Below are 14,197 nucleotides of genomic sequence, written 5' to 3'. Positions count from 1 at the left end.
TTCTCCTTCTCAACTTTCATCCTTACTTTTTGTCGTGTTCTTTTAGTTTTTTATCCGCATATAGTTCTCGCAACAAGAATTTCTGTATTTTGCCACTGGCGTTACGTGGCAATTCATCAACAAAGCGGTACGTTCTTGGTCGTTTAAATCGCGCTAAATTTTCGTTATTCAGGCAATATTCTTCTAATTGCTCCTCCGTCAACAAATCATTTTTTACGACGATAAATGCCATTACCGACTCTCCCCACTTTTCATCAGGGATGCCTAATACGGCAACATCCTGAACCAATTCATGTCCGTGGAGTGCATCTTCTACTTCGCGCGGATAAATATTTTCTCCACCGCTAATAATCATGTCGTCGACTCGGTCGGCCACATATAAATAGCCCTCTTCATCCACATATCCTAAGTCGCTAGTATGGTACCAGCCTTTATACATCACGCGAGCTGTAGCTTGCGGACGATGGAAATACCCCAACATCATACTTGGACCTCGAACAATAATTTCTCCAACCTCAAACGGCTCTACTTGATCATCGGGTTCTGAAGGTCCATGATCTTGGGGTCGAACGATTCGAATTTCATGATTAAAAGCAGGTTTTCCAGCAGATCCTGCTTTAGTTAACTGTTCGTCTTCAGCTAGAAAAGTAATGGCTGGTCCCATCTCCGTTTGGCCATACGCTTGGATTAACTCAACTCCAAGTACTTCTTTAACTTGTCTAACTAAAACAGGCGCCATTGGAGCTGCTCCATATAATCCACGCTGCAAAGTTTTCACTTTCGAATTGGCCCCAGTTATCTCCGTCATCATGCTCCACATTGTAGGAACAGCAAACATGACTGTAACCTTTTCCTTTTCAACAGTGTCGACTGCTACTTGAGGATCAAACTGATGCATAATGATGCTTGAAGCACCTGCCTGAACACGCGGAATGATGCAACAATGTAATTCAGCACAATGAAACATCGGCGCAATTACCATGCCCACATCATTTTTTGTATATTTCAGCATCGCAATACACATCATACTTTGTTCTGCCATATTGCGATGAGAATGGATAACGCCTTTTGGTCGTCCAGTTGTTCCACTCGTGTACATGATGGCATATATATCGGTTTCATCCACCTCTACAAGTGGGTCTGTCGAAATAGCTGCAGTAACTTGCTCTTGATAACTCACTGCATATTCTGGAACACCTTCGTCTATAAACCAAAATTGAATACTCGGAAATTGCTCAACCACTTTTCCAACTGTTTCTTTTAAAGCTTCTTCAAAAAGAACTACTTCGGGTGTTGCATCATTTAATATATATGCTAGTTCTTCAGGCTTTAAGCGGAAGTTGATAGGATTGAAAACAGCTCCAATTTTTGCACAGGCAAACAATACAGTAGGTAATTCACTATTATTGAAAAGAAAGCTTGAAACACGATCCCCTTTGCAGACACCTGCTGTAATAAGCGCATTCGCTAAACGATGAACCTCGTCACTCCATTGTGAATAGGTCCATCTCTTTTCTCTTCTCATATCGACTAGCGCTTCTTTGTTCGGATACATACTTACTGTCTGATCGAAGATCTTCCCAAGTGTTGCGTACATTCTTTGCTCCGCCTCCTTCTAATTTAGCCGCATTATGTCCCTTCATAATGTCAGAAAAAAAGCAATATTGCAACTACTTAAAGTTTCATAAGAAAGATACGAACTTACTATTAAAAAAGAGCTCCACACATTTTGATTAAAAAAACAATAATTTAGCATAAACTATTAACTTTTATTTAAAACTGCCGATATAGTATTTATGAGATTATAAAATCCTTTAATTTCCCAATATTTTATTATTTAATAAAATACTAATTAACATTTTAATGACTTCTATCTTTGTAACACAATTGTAATATTGAAACTTATTGCCTATATTGTATTAATTATATAGAATTAAGTAACTCGGAGATAATAGACAGAATTATTGATAAATAAAACAACAAAAGGGGCTTGAGGATGAAAAAGATTATTTTTACGTTATTTGCAGCTACAGCATTGTCAATGGCTATCGGTACGTCAAATACAGAGGCAAGTAATTACACAGTACAATCAGGAGATACGTTATGGAAAATCGCATCTAGCAATAACATTTCGGTTAATCAAATACTGTCATGGAACAATCTATCGTCAAATTCAATTTATCCAAATCAAAAGATCAAAGTTTCAGCCGCTTCAACGACAGTTGCTACTCCAACAAAGCCTGCTGTTTCTAGCACACCAGTAACTTCAGTAAATACATATACAGTAAAATCAGGAGATACGTTATCACGTATAGCCCGACTTCACAGCACAAGCGTTAGCTCAATTCAACAATTAAATAAGCTTTCTGGAAGCAACATTTTTCCTGGACAAAAGTTAACAGTTAGTGGAAAAGTAATCGCTACTCCAACAACAACAGTTAAAGTCCCAACAGCTGCACCTACAGTTTCTAGCACGAGTACGTATCGCGTAGTTAGCGGTGATACACTAACTAACATTGCGAAACGTCACAATACATCTGTTTCACAATTGATGAGCTTAAATAGTTTGAAATCTAGTTCGATTCGCATCGGGCAAGTTTTGAAAGTTGATGCGAAATCAGCTACTGGTTCATTAGTAACTGTTTCAAACCCAGTGATCACACCTCCTGTCAATTCTGGAGCGATTTCTACATTAGTGACATCAGCAAATTCTTTCCTAGGTACACCTTATAAATGGGGTGGCTCTGCACCAGGCGGGTTTGATTGCAGTGGCTATATTTATTACGTTTATAACCAAGCTGGATTTAGTGTACCAAGAACGAATACAACAGGCTTTTATGCGCTATCTTCTCCGGTGAGTTCTCCTCAAATCGGTGATTTAGTATTCTTTAAAGATACTTACCGCCCTGGAATCTCTCATATGGGGATTTTAATTGGAAATAATAGTTTTATTCACGCCGGTGGTGACCGCGTTCAAATCACAAGTTTGAATGATAAATACTGGAGTTCAAAATTCGATAGTTACCAACGTTTAAATGTCATGAAATAAAAAAATACTAAAAAAAAAGAAAAACTTCTTTGATAATATTTTTTAAAAATAACCTTTCTTCTTAAGCCTTTTATCCAATTGGATAAAAGGCTTTTTTCTATATACACGAAAAAAAGAGACCTCAATAGGTCCCTTTTCACTCTTCATTTCTTTCAGATAAGTTATTTACAATAATCTGCGCTAAGTCAGCACCATTTTGAATACATGCACCAATTCCTACTCCGAAGTAAGAGGAACCTGCTAGTTTAATACGTGGAAGCATTTCTTCCATTTTCAGCTCTAATGCATTAATCGCATTTTTATGTTCCATATGATAATTAGGCATTAAATTTTCCCAACCTGTTACTTCCGAAGTTAACGGCATGTCTTCAATCCCTAAACTCTTTTGGATATCGCCCATTGCCACTTTTATCAGTTCTTCTCTAGACAAATCTTTTAGCTGACCATATGATGGGTGCGAACTTTTGTAAAATAATCGAACTAATAACTTTTGGTTTTTTGATGTATGTTGCCATTTCCGGCTAGTCCACGTACAGGCATTACAATGTAAATCGCTTTCTTGTGACACGATAAATCCGGTACCGTCTTCTGGCAAGCGGTCATCTGGAATATCATAGCCAAGATAAACACTAATCAACGATGAATTCAAAAACTGATCAAATTCAGCGTCTAGCTCAGGCAAGTTCAATAGCTCTTGTGCCACTTGATGAGGAGTGGCCATAATCACATAATCAGCTTCTAATGTCTCACCATTTTCAAGCTCTATCAGATAGCCGTCTTTTTCTTTTTTAATAGACGTTGTTCCGACTCCTTTGATGATTCTATTTTTCTTTAATTTATTTTCTAATGTATCAATCAACACTTCCATACCGTCATCAAATGAAATGAATTTTTTATTTGAGGCACCTTGGAAAAATTCTTTGTTTTCTTCAAAGCCTTTGATGATACTGCCATACTTATTTTTATAATCAACTAAATAAGGCAATGTCGACGACAATGTTAACTCATAAAGATTTCCCGAATACACTCCAGATAACACCGGGCCAATTTGGTTTTCAACCAATTCTTTGCCTAAGTAAGCTTCAAGAAACTCTCCAATTGAACTATCACGTGTATAGTTTTCGTTCGGGCTAGTAAAATCTTTCAACGCTGCCTGTTTTCCTTCTTCAGAAACAAGCGTTGAACTAAATAACGATTCTTTGCTCATTGGAATACCAAAGACAGTGTCTTTTGGAATGGCATGCAGCACATTATTCGCATATAAATAAGAAATTCCCGTACCGTTAAAAACCATTTGCTCTTTTAGTCCCAACTCTTCGATTAACGGCATAACACTGGCATGACGTGCAACAATTGAATCTGCCCCAACTTCCATGATGAACTCTTCGTTCTTTACTGTCTTGATTTTGCCTCCTAGTTGATGCGAACGTTCAATCAAAACCAACTCTAGCCCGAGGTTTTCCTGCATGTTTAGCTTTTGCAAGTAATACATAGCGGAAAGACCTGTAATGCCTCCCCCAATGACTACAATTTTCTTCAACTTAATCCACTCCTTGCTTATGCTTCTATTCTACCAATATTTCCGTCTGACTACATTGTTCTTTTTGTCTGTTTTAATACGTTTTGTCTCTAAGCCATGGTAGGATAAAAGATAAGTAGCCATAGGTTTTATATAGAAGGGAGAGCTGTTTACTAATGAATTCTATTGATCAAAACATTATAGAGAGACGCTCAATCAAAAAATTTAAAGTTGATGCGATTGAAGTTGAAGAAATTATCGAATTACTGAATGTCGCCAAATGGGCACCTAATCATAAAGTCAATGAACCTTGGCGTTTCCAGCTTTATACCGGCGCTGGCAAAGAAAAATTTGTTCAAGCATTTCTAGAAGCTATGAAAACAGCTGATGGAGAAACGCCTGCAAAAGCGTTTAACAAAGCTGATTATTTCCGCAGTATTCCGCTTCACTTAGTCGTGATCATGCCTGAAGATCCAAGACAAAGAAGATGGGATGAAGATTATGGCGCAATTTCTTCGATGCTTCAAAACTTCCAACTCGCTGCCTGGGAACGTGGCATCGGTATGATTTGGCGCTCAAACGATTGGATTTACAACCCGGTTTTCCGCGAAGCACTTGGTGTGAAACCTGGAGAAAAAATTGTTGCGACGATGATGATTGGTTATCCTGCTCACATCCCAGCAAAACAAGAACGCACTGATATTCGCGAGAAGTTGATGATTATTAGCGAATAGTTTTTATTTCAAGAGATGTCGCATACAGCGATATCTCTTTTTCGTTTTAAAGGAACCAAATAGCCCCAATTCAGTCTAATTAAGCAAGAGGTGAAATTCGATGAAAACAACTTGGTTAGCTCTTGTATACGTAATAATTTTCGGATTGTCTGTGTACGTATACGTCACACAATTAAATCGCCCCGACAATGACTTGCATCAGCGACTTTTACCTGTAGAAATAAAAAAAGTAACATCTGGTATGACGGATAAAGCACTTCAAAAAATTGTTTATGATGCTAAGAACAACGGAGATGTTCTTTCAATTGCTGGTATGCAACATAGTCAAGGCGGTCAAACCGTTTACCCCAATGGCATTATGATTGATATGAAACCTTATAATCAAGTTTTGGAAGTAGATTCAAAAGACAAAACTGTAACTGTACAAAGCGGTGCGACATGGGCAGATATTCAAGAAGCCATCAATCCATATGACTTGTCGTTAAAAGTCAGTCAGTCGCAAAACATCTTTACAGTAGGTGGCTCACTCAGTGTCAATGCGCATGGTTTAGACATTCGACATGGCGGAATAACAGATACCGTTTTATCTATGCGTTTTATGAATGCCAATGGTGATATTCTTCAACTCAGCGATTCAGAAAATAACGAGTTGTTTTATGCTGTTCTTGGTGGCTATGGACTGTTTGGAATTATTTTAGATGTCACATTTCAACTAACAGATGATGAATTGCTCGAGACAGAAACAGCGAGTATGTCGTACAATGCGTACCCTTCTTACTTTAACGAGAAAGTTAAAGAGAATCCTCAGGCCAAAATGCACTTAGCACGCATATCCATTGCACCCGATTCTTTTATGGATGATATGTATGCCATAACTTACAAATCGGCTCACGATCAAAGTAAACTCGCGAGCTACCAAAAACTGAAAACTGAAAACTTGGTTGCCGTGCCAAAATTTTTTCTGGGTCTTTCACGCATTAATGACGCAGGAAAAGACAGCTTTTGGAATGCACAAAAAGTTTATACCCAACAAATCAATGGAAACCTTGTATCTCGAAACAATGTCATGCGTTCAGATTCAGAATTTATGGAGTATGACAATAGTCGAAAAACAGAAATTTTACAAGAATATTTTGTACCTGTGGACCAGTTCGAGCAATACATTCCCGCATTAAAAAAGGTACTCGAAAATTATACGGATTTTAATTTATTAAATGTTACCATTCGTTATGTTGAACAAAATGAAGATGCCGTTTTATCTTATGCGAAAGAAGATATGTTTTCACTCGTTTTACTAATTAATCAAGGAACCGATAAAAAAAGTGTGCAGGCAACACAAGATGCGGTGCGTGAAATGATTGATGTCACGCTTGCACATGATGGCAGTTATTATCTTCCTTATTTCGGCTACCCAACCAAAAACCAAATGCAACAAGCTTATCCAAAAACCGAAGATTTTTTCGAGTTAAAAGAACATTTTGACCCAGAGCATCGCTTTATGAATCTTTTTTACGAGGAGTACCGGCCATGAATTATAAACGCTTTATTTATTATCAGGGCATTGTAGGGATGGCTTCGAGCATGATTTTCCCGTTCTATATTTTGCTCATTCGAAACGTTGGCGATAGTTATGCTCAGTTTGGTTGGGCGTATGGTTTATTTGCTTTGACAGCGGCACTTTTTTATCCAGTAATTGGAAAGTATGCGGATTATGTTGGGGATAAATCACTACTAGCCATATATTCTTGGGGGATGGCCATTCTTTTATTATTCTTTCCACTAGCTTCTGAAGTTTGGCATGTATACGTACTGCAAGTAATCATGGGAATATTAGGTGCTGTACAGAAAAATTCAGAAAAAACGATATTGGCGCGCTACGTCACAAAAGAAATTGCCGGCGCTCAAATCGGCCGCTATCATGTTTGGACATCTGTTGCTGCAGCAATCGCTGTAATTGCTACCGGCTATCTTGTTGACTTTTTAACGATTGCTAGTATTTTTTATGTTGCTTCACTCATCTTTGCTGGGAGTGGAATAATAGTATTAAAATTACAAACGATCAAACAATGACAGAATCAAAAAAGACTCACTTGATCTGCAATAGATCAAGTGAGTCTTTTAAAATGGGCAATCATACTGCTTTTTTAGTTAAAGCCGTCATCGCGCCCATTGCGCCTGAAAATTCTCCGTTATCAGGAAACACGGGAACAGAACCGCGTAAAATGGTATAGCTTGTCACAACTTCTTTGAGTAGTGGATTATCGATAAATGAAGAACCGATGTAAACAATAGTAGAACTTCTACATTGACGAGCCGCTTGAACACTTACTGTGCTAACCGTTTCACCTACAAGACCTATCACTGCTGCTAACAACTCTTCTTTTGTCAGTCCATCTGAAATTGCAAACAAATTCTGCCCGAAATTACTGGCTGTCAGTTCTCCAGAAATCGGTGGCTCTTTGTCTTCGTATATATCTTTGACTTTCAAGTCGAGACGATCACGTGAACCTTTGCTTGCCAACCCCACGATTTCGTCGTAACGAGTAACCCCAGTCAATAAATGACTTAAACCAATTAACGTACCTCCACCAACACCCGTTCCGCCTAATCGTTCTTGCATATTATCTTGTATACAATGAATAGATGTTCCAGTTCCAACGTTTGTCACTAAATAAGCATCTTCTAAAGTCCCGTTTTTCTCAAGAAGAACTTGTACACCAAGATGCGTAGCTTCAAATTCTACCATTTCTTGTGCTGGTTGATCGAGTAACGAAACAAGCACTCCTGATCTTCCTCCTGTTACACAAACTTTGCAGTCACCCAGATTATTTACCCAGTCGGCAACTTGCTCGATTTCAGCAATTGGATACTTCTCAAAATGGACCTCCCCTTTTTTGGTATACGCCACTTTGATCAATGTACCGCCTGCATCTATTCCGACAATCATTTCCGCACCTGCTCTTTCTCACATTTTTAAAAATGCCAGATAATTTATACATATGTGATAAAATTCTACCATACTCATTTACATTATGGGAGTTGTTTGCTGATTAGCAAACTCTCAAGACCTATTCCTTCGATTATGTTAATAATCGAAGTTTTGCGGGTATAGCATATTCAAGACATCCATAAAAAAGAGGAGGAAATGGCATGGACTCTACAACATGGCTATACATAGCACTCATCATCTTCTTAGCAGGGCTGATTATAGCAATAATTGGAGTTGTTCTACTAATAGTAGGGATGAAAGAACCCATGAAAGAAATAAAAGGTTCTGCAAACAACTTGAAAGAACGTGCAGGTAAACTTCAATTAGAAGCATCAAGCTTGTCTCATCATGCTAATGAACTTAAAGAAGACATTCAAATGAAATCCGAAAAAATCACCGTACTCGTCGATGCCGCAAAAGGCACAATGAATTCAGTCATCGACTTGAACGCTTCCGTTCGCTCAATTACAGGGAACATCGCTTCAAGAGTCGATCATGACCGCGAAAACATTGCACAAGTTAACGAATGGAGTAACGGTGCCATTAAGCTTCTCACATTATTGGAAAACCAAAGACGCATTGAGAGCAATCGTCCTACGTATTCTTCACCATCTTTACATGATGAAAAACAGTATTAGTGCATAAAAGGCAGCCTAACCGGCTGCCTTTTAGTGTTCCTTTATTTTATAAGGGTTATTGTTCTACAATGCCACTGTTTTTTTGAATATTTACTTGATGTGGGAATGGAATTTCAATTCCTTTTGCATCAAGTGCTTCTTTAATGGCTTTGCGCAATTGTCGTTCTACCGCCCATTGCTCTCCATTTTCCGCTCTTGCGATGACTCGCAATGTAACGTCTGATGCACCAAATGCTTGCACACCAATCACATCAGGTCCATCGACAATCCCAATATCTTTTGATGCCATTTGTGTACAAGCTTCTTGTATAACGGCCATTGCTTCGTCGATATTTTCATCATAAGAGATACCAATATCCACAAGCGCGCGCATATTGCCTCGCGAATGATTGCTGACTGTTAAGATGTCCCGGTTCGGAATATAATTCAATGTGCCATCAAAGCTCCGAATTTTAGTTGTTCTTAAACCTACTGCCTCAACAATGCCATCAATGCTACCAACGGTTACATAATCGTTCACATCAAGCTGTTTTTCCAATAGTAAAAAGAAACCCGTTACGACGTCACTCACTAAGCCTTGTGCACCAAAGCCTATTGCCAATCCGATAATTCCAGCACCCGCAATCAAACTTGCCACGGACAAACCGAATATATTAAATATCGTTGTAACAAGGATAAAGATCAAAATATAAGAAAAAATGTTTTCCGATAAGCTTTGAAGCGTTAGGGCGCGCCCCTTCGTAACATCTTCTTTTATCAACAACTTTTCAAAAAATCGATTGATTAATCTCTTACCAATAGCTCTTACTAAAAGAAAAGCAATTAAAATTCCAATTATTTGTGCGGCAATGACTCCTGCACCAATGAGAAGCACTCCCCATTCGAAATTTCCTAAATCTAACAAAAAAATCATCCTTTCCATTTTTTGTGGCAAACCAGCAATAAAACTTAGTCACCACAAACACATTCCATATTCCTTTATAACATACATGTTCGAGTGATTTCATTCATGACACGGTTTTCTGATTTCCTCTGCTTTTCAATTTGATACAACTCATAGAGAACTCTCTTTTTTAGAGACAGCCATTTTTTATTTCTTAAAGCTATCATTCCTTTAACTTTTTCATATTATAATATTAAATTGGGGATATTTTAAAGTTTTTAAATTTCATTGGAAGGTAATGGAGGTATTATTACATAAACTTACCTCTCCTATAGAAAGATGATGATTGTATTGAATGCACATATTAATACTTTTTTATCGATTGACCCAGGCATCAATGAATCGATATTAAATTCACTAAGAGATCCTATCTGTTTAATGGATGCTACTGGAACCATCTGCTTTACAAATAAAGAATAGAATCAATTTGCGATTCATAATGGTGGTGATTTATCGAATTGTGGTATCGGCGCAAATTATTTTCAGCACTGTGAAGAAGAACCTACTGTTCAACAAGGATCACAAGATCTTCTGATACGATAGCACGGATTGGCGGAGACGAGTTTGCTGTGCTTTTGCCTAATACTGACAAAGCGGAATTAGAACTGATCGCTAACAGGTTAAGCCAAGAAATTCAGCAACTGAAAATCCAAGGACAAAACAGTGAAATTGATATTACCGTATCGATAGGCGGGAAAAGTTTCACAAGCAATTTTTCTCTAACTTGTATGATTGATTGGGTAGATGATGCATTGTACTTAGCAAAAGATAAGGGCAAAAACCAAGTAGTTATCACTTGAACTTTTATTTTCTCAAACTAAGTAATGAATATACCAATTCTAAATAAGCATATATTAAATGAACCCCTAATGATTTCACTTTTTAAAGTGTTTATCATTAGGAGTTCACCTATACCTTTAGTTTATTTACACAACAGCTGAATTTATTTCTTTTTCAACAGTCGGAACACAATAAAGCCGATCACCATAACTGCTAAAATAAGAAGGATGGTGATGAGCATATTGCCTCCATCTTCTTCAGTGGTTTCTGTAGCTTGAGCAGACTGCTCTTCTGTAGCTGATGCTTTTTCAACAACTGGCTCGCCTTCAGTTTTAACTTCAGAATCTTCAACAACTTGTACTTCTTCTGCAACTTCAACAGCTAGTTCAAATGGAACTTCCCCTTCAATCGGATGACCATCTACTCCAATGATCTTCCATTGAATTGTATACGAGCCATTTGGAAGCTCTTCTTTTATAGCTCCGGTCATGACTTCACTTGAAAATGTAATTTCTTCAAAATCATAAGTTATTCCTTCACGCTCCAATGTCATCGTACTTCCTTGTTCGATAACCGTCCCAAAAGTTAAAACTACTTCTTCTAACGTCTCAGCGACAACAGATCCTTCTGCAGGTGTCGATGAGGATAGTGTCGTATGTGCTTGCCCTACTACCGGCAAGGCAAAAATAGCTAATACCAATAAAACCATTATTTTTTTCATACAGCTCATCTCCATTTCTTTTTCGATTTTACAATAATTTCTTTCGTATTCTTCTTTATATTTTTTCTAAATCCAAAACTTTTATCCATTTCGCAAATTCCGACACAATATAGATAAAAATAAATCCTATTAAATCGTAAAACAGGCAAACAAAAAGCTAGCCAGGAGGGCTAGCTTTTTGTAAAATCTCTAGTTATTGTTTGCGTGTACGAACTGCTACAACTGTAGTCAATGCAGCTAACATCAAGCCTGCAAGAACCCATAAGAATGGGAATGACCCTTGGTCAGCCATGCCGCCCATGCCTGTTTTCGGCATTTCAGATGGCATTTCTGTTGCGCTAAATTGATCTGGGAATTGATCAACAATCGCGGCAGATAGACCTGCTGCTGGCATTTGCATATGTGCATAAGCTTCACGAATCGAGCTGTAAGCAGCGTCAAAGTCGCCTGCTACATACGAATCAAATGCGCCAAGTAGTTGTCCAACGTGTGCTGTTAAGCCTTCTTCAAGTGCATCTGCTGGTACGCGACCTTCTGTTGCTGCATCTAAGAATGCTGCTTGGTCGACAATGTATTGATCCAGTTCAGCGCGTGCTTGTTCTTGGCCTTCTTTGTTGCCTTCACCTGTTGCTGTTACGTAATCCACAAAGTAGCCAATGTGTGACTTCCATGTTTCTTCAAATTGAGCACCGGCTTCTTCGCCGTATACTGAACCAACTGCTGCAGATAAGTCATCTGCGTTCGCTAGTAACGCGCCTGCTGCTTGGTCAAAGCTTTCCGCGCCATCGGCACCGTCTTGCATTGCCATCACTGCAAGTCCAGCGTGTTCTGTGAACGTTTGGTTCAATGTTGCACGCAAGTCAATCGCTGGTGTATCGGCACTTGTGTTATCGAATTTGTCTGGGAATTGAGTTGTGATCGCAATTGACAAGCTTTCTGCGAACATGCTCATGTGTTGAATCCCTTCACGCTCTAATGAGTATGCTTTTTCGAAATCGCCGGCAACGTATGCGTCAAACGCGTTGATCAACTGATCTACGTGCATGTCCAATCCTTCTTGAACAGCTGCCGCTGGCAGTAAGCCACCCGTTGCCGTATCAAAGAACTCAGATTGTTCCACTTTGTATTTTTCCAGTTCTGCTAATGCTTGGTCTTTGCCTTCTTGGTTGTCTTCAGCGGTTGCTGTCACGTAATCCACGAAATAGCCGATATGTGATTTCCATACTTCGTCAAATTGCGCAGCGCCTTCGTCACCGTAAACTGAACCAACTGCTGCAGACAAGTCATCTGCATTGGCTAAAAGTGCACCCGCTGCTTGGTCAAAATCTTCTGCGCCGTCGACGCCTTTACGCATCGCTTCGATTGCGAGGAAGGCATGCTCCGTTAATGTCGTGTCGAGTGCAATGCGTAATTCCGCAGCTGGTGTAGCTGTTGCCATTTCCATTGATGCTTCGCTCGCTGTTGAATGTCCTCCGTGGCTGTCGGCAAGTGCCGCCGTTGGTACCAGTAATGCTAGGCTAAGTGGTACGGCTAAAAGTACTTTGTTTAATTTCATCTAAAATCGCTCCCTTTTTTTCTTTTTTATTTTTCGTTATACAGGCATAACGCAAAGGGATTTTCTTTAGATCACTTTTTTTGAAATTAAATTGAAATTAATATTTTATATTGAGTAATGGTTTGTAAAAATAGCAACAAAAAAACCGAGTGCGTAATAAGGGCACTCGGTTTTTATACTTTTCACGTATCTAGAAAGTTTTTGCCGATCAGTTCTTTTGAAGCAAAAATAAATTCCTCCACTAAACGAACTGAGTTTTCGAGATCATCCAAGTCGATAACTTCAATCGGTGTATGTGTGTAACGCGAAGGAATAGACACCACTCCTGTTGAGACTCCTGTAGAAGTCATATGAATTGCTCCAGCATCTGTTCCGATGCCCATAAAAATTTCTTGTTGATAAGGAATGTTTTTTTCTACAGCAACTTTTTCTAAAAGACCTGTAACAAGAGGATGAGAAATCAATGACTTGTCAGCTACTTTAATACATGGTCCTTCTCCAAGTTTTCTTGTTCCTGTCATCAAGACATCGTACGTATCACTTGTTGGCGTCGTATCGACAGCCAATGCAAAATCTGGTTTGATACCTTGTGACAATACAGATGCACCTCTTAATCCTACTTCTTCTTGAACCGTGAAGACGCAGTAAATGTCGCCATGTTTAGCTTCTTTGTTTGACCGAAGATTATTGATCAGTGCAATTAACACTGCGCAACCTGCGCGGTCATCCAAAGCTTTTCCGATTACTCGATTTCGCTTTTTGTCACCCGCCAATTTCAATTTGCTCCCATAGCTTATTGGTTGGCCGACTTTAATCCCCATTTCTAGAACTTCCTCTACCGAAGATGCGCCGACGTCGATGTATAAATCACGATGAGAATCAATTCGCTTTGGGTCATCCCACTTTACATAATGAACGGCCAAAGCACCAATTACACCTTCGATATAACCTGCTAAACTTTTGATGGTAACCGGTTGCGCTAGCAAGATCCGATTATCAAATCCTCCGAGCTGTTCAAAGCGCAGTGTGCCATTCGGTTCGATTTTCTTAACGATGAAACCTATTTCATCTGCATGTGCTGCTAGTAAAATAGATGGCATTTGAGAATCTGTCGCTTTTACTGTAGCAATCAAATTGCCAAGCGGATCAACTTCTAGTTGATCTACTTTATCTTGTATTTCTTTTTTGATAAAGCGTTGAACATCTTGCTCAAAACCACTTGGTCCTACTAAATCACACAAATCTTTCAATAGTTTATACAAAGTCCAT

Annotated in this window: 13 protein-coding genes; 6 read left to right on the top strand and 7 right to left on the bottom strand. The window is 38.8% G+C overall.

Annotation, left to right across the window (positions count from 1 at the left end):
• Positions 1 to 22: 22 nt before the first annotated feature.
• Positions 23 to 1,597 carry a fatty acid--CoA ligase gene (locus tag BBI08_RS01610; RefSeq protein WP_065528423.1) on the bottom strand — a complete coding sequence of 525 codons (1,575 nt, stop codon included), beginning with the start codon at positions 1,595 to 1,597 and terminating at the stop codon, positions 23 to 25.
• Positions 1,598 to 1,996: 399 nt separating this feature from the next.
• Between BBI08_RS01610 and BBI08_RS01605 the strand changes: the two genes are divergently transcribed.
• The gene (locus BBI08_RS01605; RefSeq protein ID WP_008498603.1) at positions 1,997 to 3,049 is read left to right on the top strand and encodes a C40 family peptidase; all 1,053 of its coding nucleotides are present in this window, start codon (positions 1,997 to 1,999) and stop codon (positions 3,047 to 3,049) included.
• A 136-nt stretch (positions 3,050 to 3,185) separates the two neighbouring features.
• On the opposite strand, the gene BBI08_RS01600 is transcribed toward BBI08_RS01605, so the two are convergent.
• Positions 3,186 to 4,589 carry a protoporphyrinogen oxidase gene (locus BBI08_RS01600; protein WP_065528422.1) on the bottom strand — a complete coding sequence of 468 codons (1,404 nt, stop codon included), beginning with the start codon at positions 4,587 to 4,589 and terminating at the stop codon, positions 3,186 to 3,188.
• Positions 4,590 to 4,744: 155 nt separating this feature from the next.
• Here BBI08_RS01600 and BBI08_RS01595 point away from each other — a divergent pair, with 155 nt between their 5' ends.
• From BBI08_RS01595 to BBI08_RS01585, 3 genes are all read left to right on the top strand, one after another.
• Complete coding sequence (locus tag BBI08_RS01595; protein WP_008498602.1) at positions 4,745 to 5,302, top strand: nitroreductase family protein; 558 nt, start codon at positions 4,745 to 4,747, stop codon at positions 5,300 to 5,302.
• Positions 5,303 to 5,402: 100 nt separating this feature from the next.
• The gene (locus BBI08_RS01590; protein WP_065528421.1) at positions 5,403 to 6,833 is read left to right on the top strand and encodes an FAD-binding oxidoreductase; all 1,431 of its coding nucleotides are present in this window, start codon (positions 5,403 to 5,405) and stop codon (positions 6,831 to 6,833) included.
• Positions 6,830 to 7,372 (top strand): MFS transporter, encoded by a 543-nt coding sequence (locus BBI08_RS01585; RefSeq protein ID WP_008498600.1) that lies wholly within the window; start codon positions 6,830 to 6,832, stop codon positions 7,370 to 7,372. The genes BBI08_RS01590 and BBI08_RS01585 overlap by 4 nt, the downstream gene beginning before the upstream one ends.
• A gap of 61 nt (positions 7,373 to 7,433) precedes the next feature.
• On the opposite strand, the gene coaW is transcribed toward BBI08_RS01585, so the two are convergent.
• Positions 7,434 to 8,249, bottom strand: coding sequence for a type II pantothenate kinase (gene coaW, locus BBI08_RS01580; RefSeq protein WP_008498599.1), 816 nt, complete (start codon positions 8,247 to 8,249; stop codon positions 7,434 to 7,436).
• Positions 8,250 to 8,452: 203 nt separating this feature from the next.
• Between coaW and BBI08_RS01575 the strand changes: the two genes are divergently transcribed.
• The gene (locus BBI08_RS01575) at positions 8,453 to 8,929 is read left to right on the top strand and encodes a DUF948 domain-containing protein (protein ID WP_065528420.1); all 477 of its coding nucleotides are present in this window, start codon (positions 8,453 to 8,455) and stop codon (positions 8,927 to 8,929) included.
• Positions 8,930 to 8,984: 55 nt separating this feature from the next.
• On the opposite strand, the gene BBI08_RS01570 is transcribed toward BBI08_RS01575, so the two are convergent.
• A complete protein-coding gene (locus BBI08_RS01570; protein WP_008498595.1) occupies positions 8,985 to 9,833 on the bottom strand; it encodes a mechanosensitive ion channel family protein in 849 nt (282 codons plus the stop codon).
• 608 nt (positions 9,834 to 10,441) lie between these two features.
• Between BBI08_RS01570 and BBI08_RS17225 the strand changes: the two genes are divergently transcribed.
• Positions 10,442 to 10,672: a GGDEF domain-containing protein gene (locus tag BBI08_RS17225; RefSeq protein ID WP_008498592.1), complete on the top strand. Its 231-nt coding sequence runs from the start codon at positions 10,442 to 10,444 to the stop codon at positions 10,670 to 10,672.
• Positions 10,673 to 10,815: 143 nt separating this feature from the next.
• On the opposite strand, the gene BBI08_RS01560 is transcribed toward BBI08_RS17225, so the two are convergent.
• From BBI08_RS01560 to BBI08_RS01550, 3 genes are all read right to left on the bottom strand, one after another.
• A complete protein-coding gene (locus tag BBI08_RS01560; RefSeq protein WP_065528419.1) occupies positions 10,816 to 11,373 on the bottom strand; it encodes a copper resistance CopC family protein in 558 nt (185 codons plus the stop codon).
• Between the two features lie 193 nt (positions 11,374 to 11,566).
• On the bottom strand, positions 11,567 to 12,928 hold the full coding sequence (locus tag BBI08_RS01555) for a copper amine oxidase (protein ID WP_065528418.1): 1,362 nt from the start codon (positions 12,926 to 12,928) through the stop codon (positions 11,567 to 11,569).
• Between the two features lie 182 nt (positions 12,929 to 13,110).
• Positions 13,111 to 14,190: a M42 family metallopeptidase gene (locus BBI08_RS01550; protein ID WP_008496314.1), complete on the bottom strand. Its 1,080-nt coding sequence runs from the start codon at positions 14,188 to 14,190 to the stop codon at positions 13,111 to 13,113.
• Positions 14,191 to 14,197 lie beyond the last annotated feature (7 nt).

The organism is Planococcus halocryophilus, from assembly GCF_001687585.2.
In the GTDB taxonomy this organism is placed as follows: domain Bacteria; phylum Bacillota; class Bacilli; order Bacillales_A; family Planococcaceae; genus Planococcus; species Planococcus halocryophilus.
This window is presented reverse-complemented; position numbering and strand designations above follow the sequence as displayed.

Bases quoted from the DNA above. Each gene is read 5' to 3' on its own strand.
- BBI08_RS01610 (WP_065528423.1), bottom strand. From the start codon at position 1,597: ATGTACGCAACACTTGGGAAGATCTTCGATCAGACAGTAAGTATGTAT.
- BBI08_RS01605 (WP_008498603.1), top strand. From the start codon at position 1,997: ATGAAAAAGATTATTTTTACGTTATTTGCAGCTACAGCATTGTCAATG.
- BBI08_RS01595 (WP_008498602.1), top strand. From the start codon at position 4,745: ATGAATTCTATTGATCAAAACATTATAGAGAGACGCTCAATCAAAAAA.
- BBI08_RS01590 (WP_065528421.1), top strand. From the start codon at position 5,403: ATGAAAACAACTTGGTTAGCTCTTGTATACGTAATAATTTTCGGATTG.
- BBI08_RS01585 (WP_008498600.1), top strand. From the start codon at position 6,830: ATGAATTATAAACGCTTTATTTATTATCAGGGCATTGTAGGGATGGCT.
- coaW (WP_008498599.1), bottom strand. From the start codon at position 8,249: ATGATTGTCGGAATAGATGCAGGCGGTACATTGATCAAAGTGGCGTAT.
- BBI08_RS01575 (WP_065528420.1), top strand. From the start codon at position 8,453: ATGGACTCTACAACATGGCTATACATAGCACTCATCATCTTCTTAGCA.
- BBI08_RS01560 (WP_065528419.1), bottom strand. From the start codon at position 11,373: ATGAAAAAAATAATGGTTTTATTGGTATTAGCTATTTTTGCCTTGCCG.
- BBI08_RS01555 (WP_065528418.1), bottom strand. From the start codon at position 12,928: ATGAAATTAAACAAAGTACTTTTAGCCGTACCACTTAGCCTAGCATTA.